At 70.1% G+C, this 20948-nt stretch carries 19 protein-coding genes and 1 tRNA gene; 9 read left to right on the top strand and 11 right to left on the bottom strand.

What is annotated here, in order from left to right; translation table 11 throughout:
• The first annotated feature begins 155 nt into the window (after positions 1 to 155).
• Positions 156 to 347, top strand: coding sequence for a hypothetical protein (locus ACFYNX_RS21110; protein WP_125664514.1), 192 nt, complete (start codon positions 156 to 158; stop codon positions 345 to 347).
• A gap of 54 nt (positions 348 to 401) precedes the next feature.
• Here ACFYNX_RS21110 and ACFYNX_RS21105 read toward each other — a convergent pair whose 3' ends face one another.
• The 3 genes from ACFYNX_RS21105 to nth all read right to left on the bottom strand — a co-directional run bounded on the left by ACFYNX_RS21105 (position 402) and on the right by nth (position 3498).
• Positions 402 to 1601: a MarP family serine protease gene (locus ACFYNX_RS21105; RefSeq protein ID WP_365539339.1), complete on the bottom strand. Its 1200-nt coding sequence runs from the start codon at positions 1599 to 1601 to the stop codon at positions 402 to 404.
• A 48-nt stretch (positions 1602 to 1649) separates the two neighbouring features.
• On the bottom strand, positions 1650 to 2384 hold the full coding sequence (locus ACFYNX_RS21100; RefSeq protein ID WP_388663208.1) for an NUDIX hydrolase: 735 nt from the start codon (positions 2382 to 2384) through the stop codon (positions 1650 to 1652).
• A 157-nt stretch (positions 2385 to 2541) separates the two neighbouring features.
• Positions 2542 to 3498, bottom strand: a complete 957-nt coding sequence (gene nth, locus ACFYNX_RS21095; RefSeq protein WP_388663429.1) for an endonuclease III — start codon at positions 3496 to 3498, stop codon at positions 2542 to 2544.
• A gap of 255 nt (positions 3499 to 3753) precedes the next feature.
• Between nth and ACFYNX_RS21090 the strand changes: the two genes are divergently transcribed.
• Entirely contained in the window at positions 3754 to 4428 is a 675-nt protein-coding gene (locus tag ACFYNX_RS21090) for a Crp/Fnr family transcriptional regulator (RefSeq protein WP_015034542.1), read from the top strand.
• A gap of 99 nt (positions 4429 to 4527) precedes the next feature.
• Here ACFYNX_RS21090 and ACFYNX_RS21085 read toward each other — a convergent pair whose 3' ends face one another.
• The 5 genes from ACFYNX_RS21085 to ACFYNX_RS21065 all read right to left on the bottom strand — a co-directional run bounded on the left by ACFYNX_RS21085 (position 4528) and on the right by ACFYNX_RS21065 (position 8270).
• On the bottom strand, positions 4528 to 5412 hold the full coding sequence (locus tag ACFYNX_RS21085; RefSeq protein ID WP_125666148.1) for a prohibitin family protein: 885 nt from the start codon (positions 5410 to 5412) through the stop codon (positions 4528 to 4530).
• A gap of 187 nt (positions 5413 to 5599) precedes the next feature.
• Positions 5600 to 6430: an MBL fold metallo-hydrolase gene (locus ACFYNX_RS21080; protein ID WP_125666146.1), complete on the bottom strand. Its 831-nt coding sequence runs from the start codon at positions 6428 to 6430 to the stop codon at positions 5600 to 5602.
• Positions 6427 to 7314, bottom strand: coding sequence for an NUDIX hydrolase (locus ACFYNX_RS21075; protein WP_365539352.1), 888 nt, complete (start codon positions 7312 to 7314; stop codon positions 6427 to 6429). Before ACFYNX_RS21075 ends, ACFYNX_RS21080 begins: the two co-directional genes overlap by 4 nt.
• Before the next feature lie 330 nt (positions 7315 to 7644).
• Positions 7645 to 8115 carry a RidA family protein gene (locus ACFYNX_RS21070; RefSeq protein WP_161373010.1) on the bottom strand — a complete coding sequence of 157 codons (471 nt, stop codon included), beginning with the start codon at positions 8113 to 8115 and terminating at the stop codon, positions 7645 to 7647.
• Positions 8112 to 8270, bottom strand: coding sequence for a DUF4177 domain-containing protein (locus ACFYNX_RS21065; RefSeq protein WP_106969341.1), 159 nt, complete (start codon positions 8268 to 8270; stop codon positions 8112 to 8114). Before ACFYNX_RS21065 ends, ACFYNX_RS21070 begins: the two co-directional genes overlap by 4 nt.
• 169 nt (positions 8271 to 8439) lie before the next feature.
• On the opposite strand from ACFYNX_RS21065, the gene ACFYNX_RS21060 reads away from it, so the two are divergent.
• On the top strand, positions 8440 to 9402 hold the full coding sequence (locus tag ACFYNX_RS21060) for an ArsA family ATPase (protein WP_388663203.1): 963 nt from the start codon (positions 8440 to 8442) through the stop codon (positions 9400 to 9402).
• 86 nt (positions 9403 to 9488) lie between these two features.
• Entirely contained in the window at positions 9489 to 10940 is a 1452-nt protein-coding gene (locus ACFYNX_RS21055) for an ArsA family ATPase (RefSeq protein WP_388663427.1), read from the top strand.
• A gap of 95 nt (positions 10941 to 11035) precedes the next feature.
• Here the strand turns inward: ACFYNX_RS21055 and ACFYNX_RS21050 are convergent, their stop codons facing one another.
• Entirely contained in the window at positions 11036 to 11380 is a 345-nt protein-coding gene (locus ACFYNX_RS21050; protein ID WP_062754170.1) for a WhiB family transcriptional regulator, read from the bottom strand.
• Positions 11381 to 11896: 516 nt separating this feature from the next.
• On the opposite strand from ACFYNX_RS21050, the gene ACFYNX_RS21045 reads away from it, so the two are divergent.
• The gene (locus ACFYNX_RS21045; RefSeq protein WP_388663201.1) at positions 11897 to 14116 is read left to right on the top strand and encodes a transglycosylase domain-containing protein; all 2220 of its coding nucleotides are present in this window, start codon (positions 11897 to 11899) and stop codon (positions 14114 to 14116) included.
• 75 nt (positions 14117 to 14191) lie between these two features.
• Here the strand turns inward: ACFYNX_RS21045 and ACFYNX_RS21040 are convergent, their stop codons facing one another.
• Positions 14192 to 14656 carry a GatB/YqeY domain-containing protein gene (locus tag ACFYNX_RS21040; protein WP_365539360.1) on the bottom strand — a complete coding sequence of 155 codons (465 nt, stop codon included), beginning with the start codon at positions 14654 to 14656 and terminating at the stop codon, positions 14192 to 14194.
• A 73-nt stretch (positions 14657 to 14729) separates the two neighbouring features.
• Between ACFYNX_RS21040 and ACFYNX_RS21035 the strand changes: the two genes are divergently transcribed.
• Both ACFYNX_RS21035 and ACFYNX_RS21030 read left to right on the top strand, forming a co-directional pair.
• Positions 14730 to 15668 (top strand): metallophosphoesterase, encoded by a 939-nt coding sequence (locus tag ACFYNX_RS21035; protein WP_388663199.1) that lies wholly within the window; start codon positions 14730 to 14732, stop codon positions 15666 to 15668.
• Between the two features lie 99 nt (positions 15669 to 15767).
• A tRNA-Pro gene (locus ACFYNX_RS21030) sits at positions 15768 to 15841 on the top strand.
• A gap of 316 nt (positions 15842 to 16157) precedes the next feature.
• Here the strand turns inward: ACFYNX_RS21030 and ACFYNX_RS21025 are convergent.
• Positions 16158 to 16817, bottom strand: a complete 660-nt coding sequence (locus ACFYNX_RS21025; RefSeq protein ID WP_388663197.1) for a helix-turn-helix domain-containing protein — start codon at positions 16815 to 16817, stop codon at positions 16158 to 16160.
• 1134 nt (positions 16818 to 17951) lie between these two features.
• Between ACFYNX_RS21025 and ACFYNX_RS21020 the strand changes: the two genes are divergently transcribed.
• Both ACFYNX_RS21020 and ACFYNX_RS21015 read left to right on the top strand, forming a co-directional pair.
• On the top strand, positions 17952 to 18398 hold the full coding sequence (locus tag ACFYNX_RS21020) for a hypothetical protein (protein WP_388663195.1): 447 nt from the start codon (positions 17952 to 17954) through the stop codon (positions 18396 to 18398).
• Between the two features lie 16 nt (positions 18399 to 18414).
• On the top strand, positions 18415 to 20943 hold the full coding sequence (locus ACFYNX_RS21015) for a hypothetical protein (RefSeq protein WP_388663193.1): 2529 nt from the start codon (positions 18415 to 18417) through the stop codon (positions 20941 to 20943).
• Positions 20944 to 20948: the final 5 nt, after the last annotated feature.

The following is a 20948-nucleotide window of genomic DNA, read 5'->3' as shown; positions in this document are numbered from 1 at the left end:
CGGACCGTCGACCCCGTCCCGCCGGGCCGCTGACTCGCCGTCGGACCCCTGTCCGACGAACGGAGTTGCCTCGAACGGCCATGTGCCCGGCGCATACTCCGATTGGCGGGCTCCGGGGAGGTTACCGACCTTGGGCCCCGGGCACACGTCCGGGTATGGGCTGGACGCACGACTACGGTGACACGACAGCACGCGACCGCGGCTCGGCCGCCGGACCGGGACCCCTCGGAAGGGGTGGACCTCCGGAGCCGGGCCGTACGCACGCCGTGCAAGGGGTGGGGATCTCGCGCATCCTGCGCCGCCGGGCCCGCTGGGTCTCGGCCCGGCTCAGGCACCCCCGCGACTGATCTTCGGGGCCCTCCGGGGGGCACAGCACAAGGAGTACGGGGAGTACGCGGGGATCAGAGGGCGCAGGCCCGGGTGTCGACCTGCTGGACGGCGGTCCGGCCGCGCTCGACGTCCCCGCGGATCTCGTCGGCCGTCAGGGCGTAGCCCGTGTTCGCGTCGTCGCGGGAGCGGGCGAAGATCACGCCGTACACCTCGCCGTCCTCGGTGAGGAGCGGGCCGCCGGAGTTGCCCTGGCGGACCGTCGCGTACAGCGAGTACACGTCCCTGTTCACCTGGCCCCGGCTGTAGATGTCGGGTCCGTCGGCGCTGATCCGGCCGCGGACGCGCGCCGAGCGCACGTCGTACGCGCCGTTCTCGGGGAAACCGGCGACGATCGCGCCGTCCCCGCTCCGGGCATCCTCGTCGGTGAAGACGAGCGGCGGGGCCTTGAGGTCCGGCACGTCCAGGACGGCGATGTCGCGCTGCCAGTCGTAGAGGACGACCTTGGCGTCGTAGAGCCTGCCCTCGCCGCCTATCTGGACGGTCGGCTCGTCGACGCCGCCGACGACGTGGGCGTTGGTCATGATGCGGCGCTCGGCGAAGACGAAGCCGGTGCCTTCGAGGACCTTGCCGCAGCTCTGCGCGGTGCCGACGACCTTCACGATGGAGCGCTGGGCGCGGTCGGCGACCGGGCTGTTCGCGAGCGCCGGGTCGGGGGGCGTGACCGGGGTGATCGGCTCGTTGACGAAGGGGCTGAAGACCGGCGGGAAGCCGCTGCGGGCCAGGGTGGAGCGGAAGTCGGCGAACCAGCCGGACGCCTGTTCCGGCATCACCCGCTCCAGGCCGAGCAGGACCTTGGAGCTCCGCACCTCCTTGCCCAGGGTGGGCATCGTGGTGTTGGCGATGAGCGAGCCGATCAGCCAGGCCACGAGCAGCATCGCGACGACGTTGACCAGGGCGCCGCCCGTGGCGTCGAGCGCGCGCGCGGGCGACCAGGTGATGTGCCGGCGGAGCTTGTTGCCGAGGTGGGTGGTGAAGGCCTGGCCGACGGAGGCGCAGACGATGACGATCATCACGAAGACGACCGTCGCCGTGGTGGAGACCTCGCTGTTGTCGGTCAGCTCGTTCCAGAGGACCGGGAGCAGCAGGACGGCGACGAGACCGCCACCGAGGAATCCGATCACGGAGAGGATGCCGACGACGAATCCCTGGCGGTAACCGATGATCGCGAACCACACGGCGGCGAGCAGCAACAAGATGTCCAGCACGTTCACCGTCAATAGCCTCGCAGATTCGTTTCCGGTCGCCCCGGGGTCAGCCTGTCATGAGCGCCAGTCGAGCGGGACCTGTCTGGACCTGTCCCAGGGCAGCTCCCAGCCGGCGAAGTGGAGGATCCGGTCGATCACTCCGGCGGTGAAACCCCAGACCAGGGCGGATTCGACCAGGAACGCCGGGCCTTTGTGGCCGCTGGGGTGGACGGTGGTCGCGCGGTTGGCGGGGTCCGTGAGATCCGCCACGGGCACGGTGAAGACGCGGGCGGTCTCCCCGGGGTCGACGGCGTCGACCGGGCTCGGGGCGCGCCACCAGCCGAGGACCGGGGTGACGACGAAGCGGCTGACCGGGATGTAGAGGCGGGGCAGCACGCCGAAGAGCTGGACTCCGGCGGGGTCGAGCCCGGTCTCCTCCTGGGCCTCGCGCAGGGCGGCGCGCAGCAGTCCGCCGTCCTCGGGGGCGCCGTCCTCGGGGTCGAGGGCGCCGCCGGGGAAGGAGGGCTGCCCGGCGTGCGAGCGGAGGGTGCCGGCGCGCTCCATGAGGAGCAGTTCGGGGCCCCGCGCGCCCTCGCCGAAGAGGACGAGGACGGCGGACTGGCGGCCGTCCCCGCTCGCGGGCGGCAGGAAGCGGCTCAACTGCTCGGGCCGGACGGTGCGGGCGGCCCGGTCGACGGGGGCGAGCCAGGCGGGCAGGCCGTCGCGGCTGACGAGGCCGCCGGTGCCGAGCCCGCGGGCCTCGTACCCGTGGGGCTCGTGCCCCTGGGTCTCTTCTTCAGTGCGCGTCATAGGCACCCCCGTTGGTTCACAACGCGATGGACGGACGGGATCGTTCCCGGGTCGGGGCCTCTCCCCGGCCGGGGGCGGGTGGTGGCTCGCCGGGGGCGTGCGGGTGCTCGCCGAGGCGTGCGGGTGGCTCGCCGGTGCGTGCGGTGGCTCGCCGGGCTCAGCCGCTCGCGCCCAGGGGCGGCGCCGGGCGGCCCGGGTAGCCGGGCGGCGGGTTGAGCCGCTGGCCGGGGAAGCCGCCCTTCTCGTACTTGAGCAGCTTCGCCGCCTTCTCGGGATCGGTCTCGCCCTCCCCGTACGACGGGCAGAGGTGGGTGATCGGACAGGCGCCGCACGCGGGCTTGCGGGCGTGGCAGATGCGGCGGCCGTGGAAGATCACCCGGTGGGAGAGCATGGTCCATTCGCTCTTCGGGAAGATCGTGGCGACCTCGGCCTCGATCTTCACCGGGTCGTCCGACTCGGTCCACTTCCAGCGCCGGGCGAGGCGCATGAAGTGGGTGTCGACGGTGATGCCGGGGACCCCGAAGGCGTTCCCGAGGACGACGAAGGCGGTCTTGCGGCCGACGCCGGGGAGCTTGACGAGGTCCTCCAGGCGGCCGGGCACCTCGCCGCCGAAGTCGTCCCTGAGGGCGGCGGAGAGGCCCATGATCGACTTCGTCTTGGCGCGGAAGAAACCGGTCGGCCGGATCAGCTCCTCGACCTCCTCGGGCACGGCGGCGGCGAGGTCCTCGGGCGTGGGGTACTTCGCGAAGAGGGCGGGGGTGGTCTGGTTGACCCTCAGGTCGGTGGTCTGGGCCGAGAGGACCGTGGCGACGAGCAGCTCGAAGGAGTTGCGGAAGTCGAGCTCCGGGTGGGCGTACGGATAGACCTCGGCCAGCTCGCGGTTGATCCGGCGCGCCCGGCGGACCATCGCGAGCCGCGACTCGGGCTTGGCGGCGCGGCTCGTCTCGGGCTTGGCGGCGCGGCTCGACCCGGACTTGGCGGCGCGGGCCGTCTCGGACGTGGCGGCGCGGGCCGTCTCGGGCTTGCTCGGTCGGGGTGCGGCCGCGCTTCCCGGCTCGGACGCAGACTTCCGATTTGTCGCCTTCACCCGTTTCGACGCACCGTGTTCGCCCACGGCGGAATTACTTTCGGCCGACACTCTTACAGCCCCCTTGGCCTGCGCTCTCACCGGCGAGTTGGACACGCGGCCAGCCTAGGGGCCGCCACCGACATCTGCCCCGGGCACGGCCGATCAGCCCCCGATCGGGCCCCTGACGTACGGAAGTGCGGCGCGGTGCGTCAAACTTGTTGTGATTGATCGCACTGTTTTGTACGTCCGGCATCATGGGATCCGGATCCCGTGAGCAGGTCGACAGTATGGAGAGAACTCGTGGACGACGTTCTGCGGCGCGCCCCGCTCTTCGCGGCGCTCGATGACGAGCAGGCTGCCGAGCTGCGCGCCTCGATGAGTGAGGCGACGCTCGCCCGTGGCGACGCGCTCTTCCACGAGGGCGACCCCGGCGACCGCCTGTACGTGGTCACCGAGGGCAAGGTGAAGCTGCACCGCACCTCCCCCGACGGCCGCGAGAACATGCTGGCCGTCCTCGGCCCCGGCGAGCTCATCGGCGAGCTGTCCCTCTTCGACCCGGGCCCGCGCACCGCCACCGCGACCGCGCTGACCGAGGTCAAGCTGCTCGGCCTGGGCCACGGCGACCTCCAGCCCTGGCTGAACGCGCGCCCCGAGGTGGCCACCGCGCTGCTGCGCGCGGTCGCCCGCCGCCTGCGCAAAACCAACGACCAGATGTCCGACCTGGTCTTCTCCGACGTGCCGGGCCGTGTCGCCCGCGCGCTCCTCGACCTGTCGCGCCGCTTCGGCGTGCAGTCGGAGGAGGGCATCCACGTCGTCCACGACCTCACCCAGGAGGAGCTGGCCCAGCTCGTCGGCGCCTCCCGCGAGACGGTCAACAAGGCGCTCGCGGACTTCGCCCAGCGCGGCTGGCTGCGCCTGGAGGCCCGCGCCGTGATCCTCCTCGACGTGGAGCGCCTCGCGAAGCGCTCGCGGTAGACGACCCGAGCACGCGCGCGTACGTACGGAAAAGGCCGCCCCCGGTCCACGGGGGCGGCCTTCCGCGTGCGTACGCGCGTACGGTCGGTCAGTGCGGGATCAGCGCTTCGAACCGTCCACGATCACCGGGGCCGAGGCGCCGTTCGCGCAGGGCACGGTGTAGACCGGGTTCTTCGCCGCCGCCTCCTTGAAGGCGTCGATGCACTGGTTCATCAGGACCTTGTCCGTCAGCGAGTCGTTGAGGATCTTGTTGGCGCGGGCGATGCCCTCCGCCTCGATCCGGCGCCGGTCGGACTCGGCCTTGGCGGTGCGGGCGGCCTCGGTGGCCCGCTCGGTGGCCTGCTGCTGCTGGATCTTGCGGTCGATCTGGCCCTGGAGCGCCTCCGAGGGCTTCACGTTGCGCAGGTTGACCGTGGTCACGTCGATGCCGCGCGGGGCCAGGCGCTCCTTGACCAGGGTGGCGATCTCCGCGTTGATCTTCTCGCGGTCGGAGGCGTAGCCCTGCTCGCTCGTGTAGCGGGCGAAGACGTTGCGGACGATCTCGCGGCTGTCCGGGAAGACGAGCCGCTGCTGGATGGCGTCCTCGCTGCCCGCGAGCTTGTAGAGCTCGACGGACTTGCCCGGGACGACCGCCCACTTCACGGTCACCTCGGCGTACATGACACCGCCCTGCGAGGAGCGGACCTCGACCACGTCCTTGTCGGAGAGGTTGAGGTCGACGGGGCGGGTGGAGAAGGTGGTGACGTTGGTGAACGGCGACTTCAGGTGCAGGCCCGAGGTCATGGGCGTGCCGACCTTGCCGAAGGCGACCGGCACACCGACCTCGTACGCGCTGATCACGTACGTCATGCTCGTGATCAGCGAGAAGAGACCGGCGATCACGGCGCCGAGGGCGCCGAGCTTCAGCCCCTTCGAGTCCTGCGCGCGGGCGACGAAGTAGAGCACCACTGCGGCTATGAACAGCAGGATGGCGACGACGAACACAGGCGTTCCCCCCGAAAGCTATGGCCGGAGCCACGACCAGATGTAAAGGGAGCGTAAAACACGGGTCGCCGGGGGTTGAGACCCGGGGCACCTCCTGGTTCAGGATCGTGACACGAGGACCCTTCCGCCCGGCACGCCCCCACGCGCGGGCGTGCCCCTTCCAGGTCCCCGAAAGGCCCTGCGCCCCTCAGATCAGCCCGCGCTCCCGCAGGTACTCCAACTGCGCCCGCACCGACAGCTCGGCCGCCGGCCACAGGGAGCGGTCCACGTCCGCGTACACGTGGGCGACGACCTCCGGCGCCGTGCGGAGGCCGTTCTCGGCCGCCGTCTCGACCTGGGCGAGCCGGCTCGCCCGGTGCGCGAGGTAGAACTCCACGGCCCCCTGCGCGTCCTCCAGGACCGGCCCGTGGCCCGGCAGGACCGTGCGCACCCCGTCGTCGACGGTCAGCGAGCGCAGCCGCCGCAGCGAGTCCAGGTAGTCCCCGAGGCGCCCGTCCGGGTGCGCGACCATCGTCGTCCCGCGCCCCAGGATCGTGTCGCCGGTCAGGACCGCCCGGTCGGCGGGGAGGTGGAAGGAGAGCGAGTCCGAGGTGTGGCCGGGCGTCGGGACGACCCGCAGCTCCAGGCCGCCGACCGTCACCACGTCCCCCTCGCCGAGTCCCTCGTCGCCGAGCCGGAGCGCCGGGTCGAGGGCGCGCACGGGCGTCCGGGTCAGCTCGGCGAAGCGCCCGGCGCCCTCCGCGTGGTCCGGGTGGCCGTGGGTGAGGAGGGTGAGCGCGACCCGCTTGCCGAGCTTCCCGGCGGTGTCGATCACGTTCCGCAGGTGGCCCTCGTCGAGCGGGCCGGGGTCGACGACGACGGCCAGGTCCGAGCCGGGCTCGGAGAGCAGCCAGGTGTTGGTGCCGTCGAGGGTCATGGCGGACGGGTTGGGCGCCAGGACGTTCACGGCGCGGTCGGTCGCGGGCCCGGTGACCACGAGCCCGCGCGGCTGCCCGGGCAGGGCGGCGGCGTCGCTCATCGCGCGCCTCCGGCCGGGACGATCTTGGTGAACTCCTCGTGGCCCGGCCAGCTCAGGACCAGCTCCTCGCCCTCCAGGCGCGCCTGGGCGAGCACCGGGGCCAGATCCCGCGCCTCCGCCGCCGCGAGGGCCTCGGAGGCCGTCCCGTACGGCTCCAGGGTGCGCAGGGTGGAGATCGTCGGCGGCATCATGAGCAGCTCGCCCCGGTCGTAGCCGGCGGCGGCCTCCGCCGGGCGGATCCAGACCGTGCGGTCGGCCTCGGTGGAGGCGTTCCGGGTCCGCTGGCCGGCCGGGAGGGCGGCCACGAAGAACCAGGTGTCGTACCGGCGCTGCTCGAACTCGGGCGTGATCCAGCGGGCCCAGGCGCCGAGCAGGTCGGAGCGCAGGACGAGCCCGCGCCGGTCGAGGAAGTCGGCGAAGGACAGCTCGCGGGCGACGAGCGCCTCCCGGTCCCGCTCCCAGTCCTCGCCGGTCGTGTCCCCGACGACCCCGTCCTCGGTCTCCCCGGCGAGCAGCACGCCCGCCTCCTCGTACGTCTCGCGCACGGCGGCGCAGACCACGGCCTGGGCCTCCGCAGGGTCGTCGAGGCCGAGCCGGGCCGCCCAGGTCTCCCGGGACGGACCCGCCCAGCGCACCGGGTGCTCGTCGCGCGGGTCGACGCCGCCGCCGGGGTAGGCGTACGCGCCGCCCGCGAAGGCCATCGAGGTGCGGCGGCGCAGCATGTGGACGTCGGGCCCGGCTCCCCCGTCCCGCAGGAGCAGGACGGTGGCGGCGCGCCGGGGCACCACCGGGGTCAGCTCACCGGCGGCGAGGGCGCGGATGCGGTCGGGCCACTCCGGCGGGTACCACTGTCCGTTCGACTGCTTCGACTGACCATTCGACATGGCCGGATGCTATGCGCAAGGACGGGAATGCACGAGGGCGAGCCGGGACGGGGGCCGGAAGGCACGGGGCGGGAAGGCGGGGAGGCGCCACGCGCGGGGGCGGAAGCGGAAGGTGTGCCACGCGCGTGGGGGCGCAAGGCGTACGGGGTGCCACGCACGGGTCCGAGAGGCCACGGGGGTGCCACGCACGGGGGACCGCAGGACGCGGGCCCGACAAGACGCGGGGGACCCACACCCACGCTCCCGAAAGGCACAGGGGCACCACGCGCGCGAAGGCCGGTCGCCCCGGTGGGGGCGGCCGGCCGTTCACGCGTACTGCCCGCGGGGCGGTCAGGCCTCGGTCAGCTCGACCTGGACCTCGACCTCGACGGGCGCGTCGAGCGGCAGCACGGCCACGCCGACGGCGCTGCGCGCGTGCACGCCCTTCTCGCCGAGGACGGCGCCGAGCAGCTCGCTGGCGCCGTTGATCACGCCCGGCTGCCCGGTGAAGTCGGCGGCGGAGGCGACGAAGCCGACGACCTTCACGACGCGCTTGACGCGGTCGAGGTCACCGGCGACCGACTTCACGGCCGCGAGGGCGTTGAGCGCGCACGTGGCGGCGAGCTGCTTGGCCTCCTCGGCGGTGACCTCGGCGCCGACCTTGCCGGTCACCGGAAGCTTGCCGGCCACCATCGGGAGCTGGCCCGAGGTGTAGACGTACACGCCCGACTGCACGGCCGGCTGGTACGCGGCCAGCGGCGGCACGACCTCCGGCAGGGTCAGGCCCAGCTCGGCGAGCTTCGCCTCGACGGCCCCGCTCACGACTTGGGCCGCTTCAGGTAGGCCACGAGCTGCTCGGGGTTGTTCGGCCCGGGCACGACCTGGACGAGCTCCCAGCCGTCCTCGCCCCAGGTGTCCAGAATCTGCTTGGTCGCGTGCACCAGAAGCGGCACCGTGACGTACTCCCACTTGGTCATGGGCCCGACTGTATCCGCTGCCGGGGGGCGGCTTCCCGAGGCGGCTCTCCGAGGGGTCCCGGAGGGGGTCTGCGAGGGCTCTCCCGCGCGACCCCGAGGCGGCCCCTGGGGAGGTTCTCGGGGGCGGCCTCCTGATTGGGCGCGGCCGCCAGTGGTTAGGCTCGACAGCGTGAGCAGGCTCCAGGTCGTCAGCGGCAAGGGCGGTACCGGTAAGACGACGGTCGCCGCCGCCCTCGCCCTCGCCCTCGCGACGGAGGGGAAGCGGACCCTCCTCGTCGAGGTCGAAGGCAGGCAGGGCATCGCACAGCTCTTCGAGACGGAGGCGCTTCCGTACGAGGAGCGCAAGATCGCCGTCGCCCCGGGCGGCGGGGAGGTGTACGCGCTGGCGATCGACGCCGAGCGCGCGCTCCTCGACTACCTCCAGATGTTCTACAAGCTGGGCAGCGCGGGGCGGGCCCTGAAGAAGCTCGGCGCGATCGACTTCGCGACGACGATCGCCCCGGGCGTACGGGACGTCCTGCTGACCGGCAAGGCGTGCGAGGCGGTCCGGCGGCGGGAGAAGGACGGCCGCCCGACCTACGACCACGTGGTCATGGACGCGCCGCCCACCGGCCGCATCACCCGCTTCCTGAACGTCAACGACGAGGTGGCGGGCCTGGCCAGGATCGGCCCGATACACAACCAGGCGCAGGCCGTCATGCGGGTCCTCAAGTCCCCCGAGACGGCGGTCCACCTGGTGACCCTCCTGGAGGAGATGCCGGTCCAGGAGACGGCGGACGGCATCGCGGAGCTGCGCGCGGCCGAACTGCCGGTGGGGCGGGTCGTGGTGAACATGGTCCGGCCCCACGTCCTCGACACCGCGGCGGTACGGGCCGCCTCCGGCGACCACCGGGAGGCGATCGCGAAGACCCTGGCCTCCGTCGGCGTCGCGGGCTCCGCGCGCCTGGTCGAGCCGCTCCTCGACCAAGCGGCCGAGCACGCCCGGCGGGTGGAGCTGGAGCGGGCGCAGCGCACCGTCCTGGACGGCGTCGGCGTCCCGGCGTACGAGCTGCCGTACCTGGGCGACGGGGGAGACATCGCGGGGCTCTACCGACTGGCGAAGGAACTGCGGAGGCAAGGGGTGGGCGCGTGACGGAGAAGACGGCGACCGCCACGGACGGGCAGGAGACCCCCCTCGTCCCCGGCGAGCCCGGGACGGCCGGTGCGGGCGAGCACGGGATGGCCGGGAACGACGAGGGCGAGACGGCCGCGGCCGCCGGGATCGACACCGCCCCCGTCCTGGAGCTGGACCCGCTGCTCGACGACCGGGGCACCCGCATCATCGTCTGCTGCGGCGCGGGCGGGGTCGGCAAGACGACCACGGCGGCGGCCCTCGGCGTGCGGGCGGCGGAGCGCGGGCGGCGCGTCGTCGTCCTCACCATCGACCCGGCCCGCCGCCTCGCCCAGTCCATGGGGATCGACTCCCTCGACAACACCCCGCGCAAGGTGGAGGGGATCAAGGGCTCCGACGGCGGCGAGCTGCACGCGATGATGCTCGACATGAAGCGGACCTTCGACGAGATCGTCGAGGCGCACGCGGACGCCGGGCGGGCCCGGGCGATCCTGGAGAACCCCTTCTACCAGTCCCTGTCGGCCGGGTTCGCCGGTACGCAGGAGTACATGGCGATGGAGAAGCTGGGCCAGCTCCGGGCGCGGGACGAGTGGGACCTGATCGTCGTCGACACCCCGCCGTCCCGCTCGGCCCTGGACTTCCTGGACGCGCCGAAGCGGCTCGGGTCCTTCCTGGACGGGAAGTTCATCAAGCTGCTGATGGCCCCGGCGAAGGTGGGCGGCCGGGCCGGGATGAAGTTCCTCAACGTCGGCATGTCGATGATGACGGGGACGCTCGGAAAGCTGCTCGGGGGTCAGTTCCTCAAGGACGTGCAGACGTTCGTGGCGGCGATGGACACGATGTTCGGCGGTTTCCGGACCCGCGCCGACGCCACGTACAAGCTGCTCCAGGCCCCGGGCACGGCCTTCCTGGTGGTGGCCACGCCGGAGCGGGACGCGCTGCGCGAGGCCGCGTACTTCGTGGAGCGGCTGGCCGCGGAGCGGATGCCGCTGGCCGGTCTCGTCCTCAACCGCGTGCACGGCAGCGGGGCCGCCGGCCTCTCGGCGGAGCGGGCGCGGGCCGCCGCGGAAAATCTTGACGGGGGTCGCATTGTGGATCAGGGGGACGGGAAGACTGGTCAGCGTGGCTCCCCGGCCACCGACCCCGAGCCGTCCCGACTCGCCACCGCCGCCGCACCTTCCGCACCCGTCACCCCTGCCGTACCCGCCGGATCCGAGGCTGCCCCCACAGCCGCGACCGGTCCGGCCGCACAGCACGCCGACGCACCTGAAGCACGCGACACGCACGACGAGCACGACGCACACCGCACACGTGACACACATGACGACACCGCGGACGACGCCGTAGACGTACGGCAGCTCACCGCGGGGCTCCTGTACCTGCATGCCGAGCGCATGCGGGTGCTCGCGCGCGAGCAGCACACGCGCGACCGCTTCACCGCGCGCCACCCCGAAGTGGCGGTGGCGGAAGTGGCCGCCCTGCCCGGCGATGTGCACGACCTCGCCGGGCTGCGGGCCATCGGCGACCGGCTCACCGGCGGGCGAACGCCCTCGGCCTGAGCCGTCTCCGCCCTCTCCGGACCGATGCGGTTCGACTGAATCGGCCGAATCGCCCGGAGGGTTTCCGCGCGTCGGGGGCGCACGCCCCGGCGCGTTCAGCCGACCGCCGCGTACTCCTCGTACGTCGCGTCGTCGTCCATCGCCACGGGCAGCAGGCCCGCCCCCCGCTCGTACTCCGTGCGCGCGGTCTCCAGGAGCCGGCGCCACGAGGTGACGGTCGGTCTCCGGCGCAGCAGGGCGCGGCGCTCGCGCTCCGTCATGCCGCCCCACACGCCGAACTCCACACGGTTGTCGAGGGCGTCGGCGAGACACTCGGTCCGCACCGGGCATCCGGTGCACACCGCCTTGGCCCTGTTCTGCGCCGCTCCCTGCACGAAAAGTTCATCCGGATCGGTAGTGCGGCAGGCCGCCTGCGCACTCCAGTCAGCTACCCAGCCCATACCGGCGCCGTCCTCTCCCGAATCGAGGCTCCCCCACGGCGGCAGCGGCATATTCACCGCTGCCAGTTGGGACGTTACGGAAGGTGGACACAGCGCAACACCCCCTTCGGGCCCAATCTTGAATGGCCCGAACGGACTATGCGTGCGCGTCAGATCACCCAGGGGAGTGATCGATGGACATGCGTGGGATAGCGGACATACCTCGTGGATATGCCCTTCCTCAGCGGTATCACTTGGGACGCCGCGTGACGCATGTGCCGGAATCGGACACGAGCTTCCCGTGTTTCGGGGTCACGGAAATTCATGCCGACGTCACAACCGGGCCTTGTTGTCGGACCGCACTGCTGTGACAGTTGTGAGCAGCTTAGGCCAAGGCCTGGGCGCGTGTCCGGCGAATGGAAACCTGGGCACGCGCGCGCCCCGATCGGCTCCCGGATGTCACGGTCCGGTACCCGAACGCTCCGAGGGGCCCCCGCTCCCGCTGTTCGCTCATGTCTACGGATTAGGCTGCCCCCCATGGCAAAGAAGCGCTCGGGCGGTGGTCTGACCGGGACCCAGCAGGCCGCCAAGTTCCTCGGTGTCAGTGTGCTCGCGGGAGCCGTGCTGGCAGGCATCGCCCTGCCCGCGGCCGGGGCACTCGGGCTGGCCGCGAAGGGCACGGTCGAGGGGTTCGACGAGATCCCCTCGAACCTGAAGACCCCGCCGCTGAGTCAGCGCACCAAGATCCTCGACTCCGAGGGCGGCCTGATCGCCACGGTGTACTCGCGGGACCGGACGGTCGTCCCGATCGAGAAGATCTCCCCGTACATGCAGAAGGCGATCGTCGCGATCGAGGACGGGCGCTTCTACGAGCACGGGGCGATCGACCTCAAGGGCGTGCTGCGCGCGATCAACCGCAACGCGCAGTCCGGCGGGGTCTCCGAGGGCGCGTCGACCCTCACCCAGCAGTACGTGAAGAACGTCTTCGTCGAGGAGGCCGGCGACGACCCCGAGAAGGTCGCGCAGGCCACCCAGCAGACCATCGGCCGCAAGGTCCGCGAGCTGAAGTTCGCGATCCAGGTCGAGGAGGAGCTGGGCAAGAAGAAGATCCTGGAGAACTACCTCAACATCACGTTCTTCGGGCAGCAGGCGTACGGCATCGAGGCCGCCTCCCAGCGGTACTTCTCCAAGCACGCCGCCGACCTGAGCCTCGGCGAGGCGGCGATGATGGCCGGCCTCGTGCAGTCGCCCAGCCGCTACGACCCGATCAACGACGTCGAAGAGGCGACCAAGCGCCGCAACGTGGTCCTCCAGCGGATGGCCGACGTGAAGGACATCAGCCAGGCCGAGGCGGACGCGGCGAAGGCCGCCCCGCTGAAGCTGAAGGTGAAGACCCCGAAGAACGGCTGCATCACCGCCGTCGACGGCGCCGGCTTCTTCTGCGACTACGTCCGCAAGACGATCCTCAGCGACCCGGTCTTCGGCAAGACGTCCGAGGAGCGGCAGAAGCTGTGGAACCTGGGCGGCCTCACCGTCAGGACCACGCTCAGCCCGCGCGCCCAGGCCGCCGCCAACGAGGCCGCCATCGCGAAGGTCAACAAGGACGACCCGGTCGCCGCCTCGGTGGTGCAGGTCCAGCCCGGCACCGGCAAGATCCTCTCGATGGGCCAGTCCCGCCCGTACGGCCTGGACCCGAAGAAGAACGAGACGACGCTCAACCTCGCCGTCAGCAACCGGATGGGGGGCAGCACGTACGGCTTCCAGGTCGGCTCGACCTTCAAGCCGATCACCGCCGCCGCGGCCCTGGAGAAGGGCATCAGCCCGGCGCAGACGTACACCACACCGTGGAAGATCGAGCTGGAGAAGAGCTCCTTCCGCACCTGCAAGGGCACCCCCACCGGCTACGACAAGTGGCAGTTGCAGAACGAGATGGAGGAAGAGGCCGGCACCTGGGACATGACGGGAGCGCTCGGCAAGTCCATCAACACCTACTTCGCGCTCCTGGAGCAGCAGACCGGTCTGTGCGAGACCATCCAGATGGCGAAGAAGCTGGGCTACGAGCGCGGCGACGGCAAGCCGATCGAGGAGAACGCCTCGATCACCCTCGGCGGTGAGGTCAGCACCCCGCTGTCGATGGCGTCCGCCTACGCGACCTTCGCCAACCGCGGTCTGTACTGCACCCCGATCGCCATCGAGTCGATCAAGACCGCCAACGGCGACAAGCTCAACGTGCCGCAGACGAAGTGCTCGCGGGCGATGAGCGACCGGACCGCCGACACGGTCAACCAGATGCTGAAGGGCGTCGTCGAGGACGGCACCGGTACGAAGGCCGGCCTCAGCGACCGGGACAACGCGGGCAAGACCGGTACGACCAACGACCGCAAGGACGCCTGGTTCGTCGGCTACACCCCGAACCTCTCCACCGCGGTCTGGGTCGGCGACGACGTCGGCGAGAAGCAGTCGATGTTCCGGATCACCATCGGCGGCGAGTACTACGACAAGGTCTGCGGCGGCTGCCTCCCCGGTCCGATCTGGAAGATCGCGATGACCGGCGCGCTGGACGCCGGCCAGACCCCGTCCTTCACCCCCGTCTCCGTGCCGCGGGCCGACAAGCCCAAGGACGAGGAGAAGGAGGGGGACGAGGGCCCGAACAAGCCGGGGAAGCCGAACAAGCCGAAGAAGCCCCGTGACGGCAAGCCCGGCGACCGCAGGCCGAACATCCCCGGGATCACGCTCCCGCAGGGCCTGTTCGACTGAGACCGGCCCCACCGCGTACGAGAGAGGGCGCCCCCCGCGACGGGGGGGCGCCCTCTCTCGTACGTTCTGCGCGGATCAGCCCGCGAGCAGCTTCTTCACGGCGGCGGCGACCCGGCCGCCCTCCGCCAGGCCGGCCACCTTCGGGTTCACGATCTTCATGACGGCGCCCATGGCGCGCGGCCCCTCGGCGCCCGCGGCCTTCGCCTCCTCGACGGCCGCCGCGACGATCCCGTCGAGCTCCTCGTCACTGAGCTGCTTCGGCAGGTACGCGTCGAGGAGGAGGCCCTCGGCCCGCTCCCGCTCGGCGGACTCGTGGCGACCGCCCTGCTCGAAGGCGTCCGCGGCCTCGCGGCGCTTCTTCGCCTCCTTGGCGATCACCTTCTGCACCTCGTCGTCGGAGAGCTCGCGCTTGGTCTTGCCGGCGACCTCCTCCTTGGTGATCGCGGTGATGGTCAGCCGCAGGGTCGAGGAGCGCAGTTCGTCGCGCTCCCTGATCGCGGCGTTGAGGTCGTCATGGAGCTTCGCCTTGAGCGTGGTCATGACCCAAGTGTGGCAGGTGCCGCACCCCCACCGCCCGCGCATTTCCCCCGCACGGGTCTGCGACGATGGGGGGATGCGCGCACGGTACGGGATCCCCCTGAAGATCACGGCAGGTCTCACGGCGACGGCCGCGGCCGGACTCGTCTACGCGGCGGGCTTCGAAGCCCGCTCCTTCCGGCTCCGCCGGGTGACGGTCCCGGTCCTCCCCCGGGGCATGGGCGACCTGCGGGTCCTCCAGGTCTCCGACATCCACATGGTGAGCGGGCAGCGCAAGAAGCGGGCCTGGCTCCAGTCGCTCGCCGGGCTCCGCCCGGACTTCGTCGTCAACACCGGCGACAACCTCTCCGACACCGAGGCGGTGCCGGAGCTCCTGGACGCGCTCGGGCCGCTGATGGAGTTCCCGGGCGTGTACGTCTTCGGCTCGAACGACTACTACGGCCCGAAGCTGCGCAACCCCGCCCGCTACCTCCTGGAGAAGGCGCAGGGCCGCCACGGCCTCAACGGCAACAAGCCGGCCGTCGGCGCGGTCCACAACCCCTGGGAGGGGATGCGGGACGCCTTCGACGCGGCGGGCTGGGTGGACCTCACCAACACCCGGGGCCGGCTGAAGCTGTCCGGGGCCGAGCTGGCGTTCACCGGCCTGGACGACCCGCACATCAAGCGCGACCGGTACGAGCGGGTGGCGGGCGGCCCGGACCCGGACGCCGACTTCACGGTGGGCGTGGTCCACGCCCCGTACCTGCGCTCCCTGGACGCCTTCACGGCGGACGGGTACGAGCTGGTCCTGGCCGGGCACACCCACGGCGGCCAGCTCCGCGTCCCCCTCCACGGGGCGCTCGTCACCAACTGCGACCTGGACACGGACCGGGCGCGGGGCCTCTCCACCCACACGGCCGGGGGCCACACGTCCTACCTGCACGTCTCGGCGGGCTGCGGCACCAACCGCTACACCCCGGTCCGCTTCGCCTGCCCCCCGGAGGCCACCCTCCTCACCCTGACGGCCCGCCCCTGACCCCGGGGCGACGCCCCCGAATACCGGATTTCGCCTCAGCGCGCGCGTGGGCTAAAGTAATCGATGTCGCCGCGACGTGAACACGCAGAGCAGCGACATCGGGGTGTAGCGCAGCTTGGCAGCGCGCTTCGTTCGGGACGAAGAGGTCGTGGGTTCAAATCCCGCCACCCCGACAGCCGTAAGACCAGGTCAGGGGCCTGATCCGCGAGAGCGGGTCGGGCCCCTGAGTGGTTTCCGGGCTCACCTTGGGAGCCGTTTGGGAGCCGAGCCCAGAAACCTGACCCCCACGTCTCCGTGGCCGCCCTGCTCGCCGCTCCCAGTCACCGCTTGTTGGCGGCCTTCGGCATGCCATCCAGCCTGTAGGGGCAGTCACCCACTCTGCTCAAACTGATCCAGCTCGTCCTCGTCCAGGTAGTCCCACCAGCGCCGATAGAAAGCCTTGGCAGCTCGCACCTCCAGCCACGCGTCGTAGTCCTCGTCCTGGCGGAGTTACCCGGTCTTCCGCTTGATCCTTTCGTCGCGATCACGACGTTCGAGAAACGCGATAACGGCGGGGTCTCCGTCTGGGCACACACACCCACCGGGCCAGATCGGCGTAGGGTCCCTGCTCGTCGCGATCCGGCTCAGCGCGATACGCCAGCCCATGGAGGCAGCTTCGGTGACAGCGAAGGCATACAGGAGGACTGTCAACTGCTCCGAGGTGGGCAGGACGCACCCAGCCAAGATCAGCCGGCATGTCGATCGCGGCACTCGGTGTCCACGAGCAGCGGTCTCTCGTTCGATCTCGCGCAGAGACGGCTGGCCTGCCCGCGCGCGGAGCCTCGCTAGGCCCTGGCCGAGAGCCTCCGGCGTACGGATCTGTCGGAGCCGACGCCCACGGTCTACCTGAAGTGGACGAGCCTCTTCAATGGCCGCAGCCTTCCATAGTTGACGGGCTTGCCCCACGCGAAGCTGACGCGCCTGGTGGTCGGCGCGATCACCAACTGCGCGAGCATAGGCTTCCACGACCTGGAGCCGAGGAAGCCGAGACCCAGTGACTGCTTGGCTGAGCGTCGAAGCACCGCAGTAATAGGGCTTGGGCCCTGTGCGCCTGGCCATCTCGCGGTAAGTGAAACGGCTCGTAGCCTTAAGCTCACGCAGGTATTCCACCAGTTCGCGCAGTCGAGGCCCTGCATCGACGTCGATGCTCTTGGCGCACCGACCCACTGCTACGAACCCTGTTCTGCCCTGGCGCGCGCAGCGTGATTACCGACCAGCAACTCGACCAAGGCTGAGGCCAGTACTGCGGCCGTACCCGAAACCGCGTGGTCAGGGCCAGCGTGAACAGCTAGCACTGATACGAGTACGACGATCACGACCAGCACTGGCGGCGTAGCCCACCGCCCCTCCGGGGACCCCGTAGAACAGAAGGTGTACTCGGCGAATGCGCCATCGCGCGAAGGAAAACTAGACATGAGGCCTCTCCAGAAGTGAGTCGGAAGGTCGACGTCTCAATCGCACCGCATGTGCAGGGACTTGGAGCTACAAATGCCCCCGTCGATGCCTCGATCGTCTCAGGCTCGCAGGACCTGGGGCCACTCCCCAGGGTGTGGCCAGACTGTGGACGTCTGCACCCGAATCAAAAGACAGACTCACCCCCCTCCTGGTCAGCGTCCTTTTCAAGGAATTTTGATCCGTTCTTGTCCAGGTCCACCTTTACTGCTGGCGGGGTCTGATGGCCAGGTTCCCCAAGGCGTCGACCCAGCCTGGCTTCCGCCACGGGCGCAGCACACCGGACTGCGTTGAGGGTCCCGCTGGCCCCTGAGTAGGCACCCCCGCCGTGGGTCCGATGCCCCCGCAGGCTTCATGCGGCCGCCTCACTCCATGAACACCGTCGACCACCGGCGGCATGGGCATCCGGCATCCTGAATCGGACACCACCCCAGCGCGAACACAGATCGAACATCGTGTGGTTCCAGCCGAGGACGAGAGCTGCTGGGGCAAACGCTTGAAGCCACCGACTCATCACCCAGGCGATATGGCGCCGCTACCGAATGTCAACACCTGCTCCTCGGCCACCTCACCAAGAGACCGATTTCCCATCTGTCCTTCCTCTTGATCACCCTCGTACGGTGAAGCCCGTTTTTGCCCGCGTACATGCCGGTCGCACCTACCGATGGGAATTGCGGCTGTCGTACGGGCTCAGGGGGAGGAAGCACGCACATGGACCCGTTGGCATTTCCCGTCCTTGCCGGAACGCTGCTGACCGAGGCGGTCAGGTTTCTCTTCGACCGAGCGAGTGCGGTGTTGGAGCGGCGTGCAGGTCGAGTACCGGTGGAAGAGCCGGAGCAAGTGCCGGAGCAGCCGCAGCCCCTGCTGGTCAGGCCCCCCGCACTCACTGACGAGCGCGTCGCACGCATCACCGGGGCCCATGGCGCGCTCCGCGTCTACCTGTCACGGCCCGAGTTTCTCCAGGGCGACGACAACGAATTGCGGGAGCTTCTGGGACGCCTTCGTCGGGACCTGGAGGAGGTATACGGGCGCCGCTTGCCCTTTGGCGATGAGAAGGAGGCGGACCGGCCCGGGGTGGAGGTCTCGCAGAGGGCCGAATCCCTTCGCGGCAAGCAGGTCGGTATGCGCGTCGGCGGTGACATCACGGAACGCGGACGGGCACGCGTCGATCAGGAGGCCGGGACCATCGAGGAGACGGGCGAACAGGTAGGCATTGAGGTAAAAGGCACGATCGGCTGAGGCAGGCGGCAACAGCATGAGCTTCGATGACAGCCTTACTGGAGAGCGCCCGCCGCAGGCCCTGCCCCCGTCCACGGAAAGCGACGGGCGAGAGGGCAAGCCGCCGGCACCCTGGGCGCAACCCGCGTCGGGACCGCAGAATCCAGCTATCGAACCGACCAGCCTTCCCGAGCTGCCACCTTTCCCTCCCGACCCGCCCAGCAACGATGCGTCGACCGCGCCAGCAATCAAGGCGTCGGCAGAGACCGCGGACGCCGAGCGCCCCTCCGACGACAGCTTTCCGCGGCGGCCTACGGTGTGGGCACCGACGCGTGACGCGGTCGAGGCGGTCGGGCAGGCCGCCGTGCTGCAACGAGCCTTCATCAACAACGGCGAACAAGTCGGCACGAAGTACGTGTACGAGCAGACCCTCGACTCGCACGCCCCGATCTCGCCCGAGTACCTGGCCGTAGTCCACGAGGTGTACGCCGAGCCCCGTTACGAGGACCGACTGGCTCCCAGCTCCTTCAAGCAAGCTCTTGAAGCCCTGCGTGCAGCGGGCTCCGTCCTGGTCATCAGCCGCCCGCACAACAGCAGCCGGACCTTCACCGCCTACGCATTGTTCGCTCATCTCCTGAATGAGGGCGTCATCGCCGAAGTGCGGCCGCTGCCCTTCGGCGGCTCCAAGCACTTCCCAACCAGGCGCCTTCCACACGACCACCGTTGCGGGTACCTGCTGGAACTACCGCCAGACGAAGATGACTTCGCGGTCGAGGACTCCTTCGGGGCCAACCTGAACAAGCTCGTCGAGCGCCTGCAGCGGCGTGACTGCCGACTGATCGTCCTCACTCGCCCCGAGCAGTGGAGACGCATAAGCCATGGGGCGCCGGACGGCGTCGCTCCGGAGTTAGGCACGGTGGATCCACGTGACATCGCCGAGCGCTGGCTACTCGGACAGGAGCCCGACTTTCCAGCAGATCAGTGGCTTGGTCACCCAAGCATCAAGCCACTTCTTACCAACCAGGCCCCAACCGATGTGCTCAACCTCGTGCACCTCATGCTGGAAGAGCACCGGGCGGCCCAATCCGCAGCCGTAGATGCATCCAATCCAGGCCACGCGCTCAGGCATCAGCGGGACGGTTCCCCCCGCCTGACGTTCGAGGAGCAAGTGGCCAACGTCGCGTCCGCCCACAGCAACTGGGAAGACGCGCTGTACACGTGGCACGAGCCCGAGGGGCGATCCCGTACCAGCTTCGAGCGCAACTTCCTACTGGCTGCGGCTGTTCTGCGCAGCGATCCGGTCGGGCATGTCTACGCCAGCGCGGCAAAGCTGACCGAACAGCTCGACAGCGCAGAGGTGGAGGTGGACGGACAGCGGGAACCCGGAGTCATCGCTATGACGAGGGCCATCGGAGCAGAGCGTGAACATGACGGCACCCTCACCTTCACCCGCCCGCACTGGGACGACGCCGTCATCGAGTACTTCTGGAACGACCGCCCTCTGGCTCGCACCACATTCTTGAAGTGGCTCGCGCAGGCACCTGTCCTTGACACCAGCACAAGCAGAGAAGCCCTAGAGATCATCAGCAAGGATGGTCGGCTTGCCCTGGCAGAGCGCGTGGGCCAGTTCGCTTTGCAATGGGCCGTTCGCCATCGGCGGCAGACTCCGCTGGAGCGGATAGTCGAGGAGTGGTACAAGCACGGAACCACCAAGGAGCTATGGCCGCTGGCCGTTGAACTTCTGGACTCCGCAGCCATCCATGCCGCCAGCGCTCCCTATATCCACTCCATGCTGCTCGCCTGGTCGAACCGAAGCCAGCCCCACCTGCAGAGAGCCGTTGTAGAAGTGTGTACGGGCACGTTCGGCCGCCGGCATACCGCCAAGGCGCTACGGCGGCTCAGGAATGTGGCAGCGCAAGGTCGTCCCGACGTGCTCGACGTGTTACGCGAGGCGGTACGCGTCCTTTGGGAGGACGCCACCGTACGGCAGATGTTGTTCGGGTACGTCGTCGATTGGTGCAAGTCGGACACGACAAGCCAGACCGTCGGGCACCGAACGTTCACCGCGCTGGCCCTGAATTCCCCGCCCGAGGCAACCGGCCTTCCGCCACTCCTCCAAGCCATGTTCGAAGAGAACATCGACGAGGAGGACTCCTTCCGCCCCAGTGTGCAAGGGCTAGTGACGGGCTGGCGCGCTCTGCTGCGCCAGGCCGCAGGGCCAACAGGGGAACGCGACCTCGATAAAGCCGTCTTCACGTGGCTGGACGCGGCACTGGAACGGCATGAACTCAAGTCCGTCGTCTTCGACACCCTGCGCCAGGCCGTGAACGTTCCAGGCACCGAGGGGCCAACCCTTCGCGAAACTCTGCGAACTTCCGCCCAATGGTGGGTGCAGGGGCAGGACCGCCCTTACACCGAGGAGAAGGAGGACCTCAAACGCGAACTGTCTGCCCTGCTCGACCAGGACCTCATCGCCCGGCGTAATGAGCCGGTCGTGTCTCAGTACGCCCCGCCAAGCGCTCCCGGTGATGAGCCTCAGGGTGTTGCGGAGGTCGACGCCGCATGAGACGC

The sequence above is a fragment of the Streptomyces sp. NPDC007872 genome (assembly GCF_042868165.1).
Classification (GTDB): Bacteria; Actinomycetota; Actinomycetes; order Streptomycetales; family Streptomycetaceae; genus Streptomyces.
This window is presented reverse-complemented; position numbering and strand designations above follow the sequence as displayed.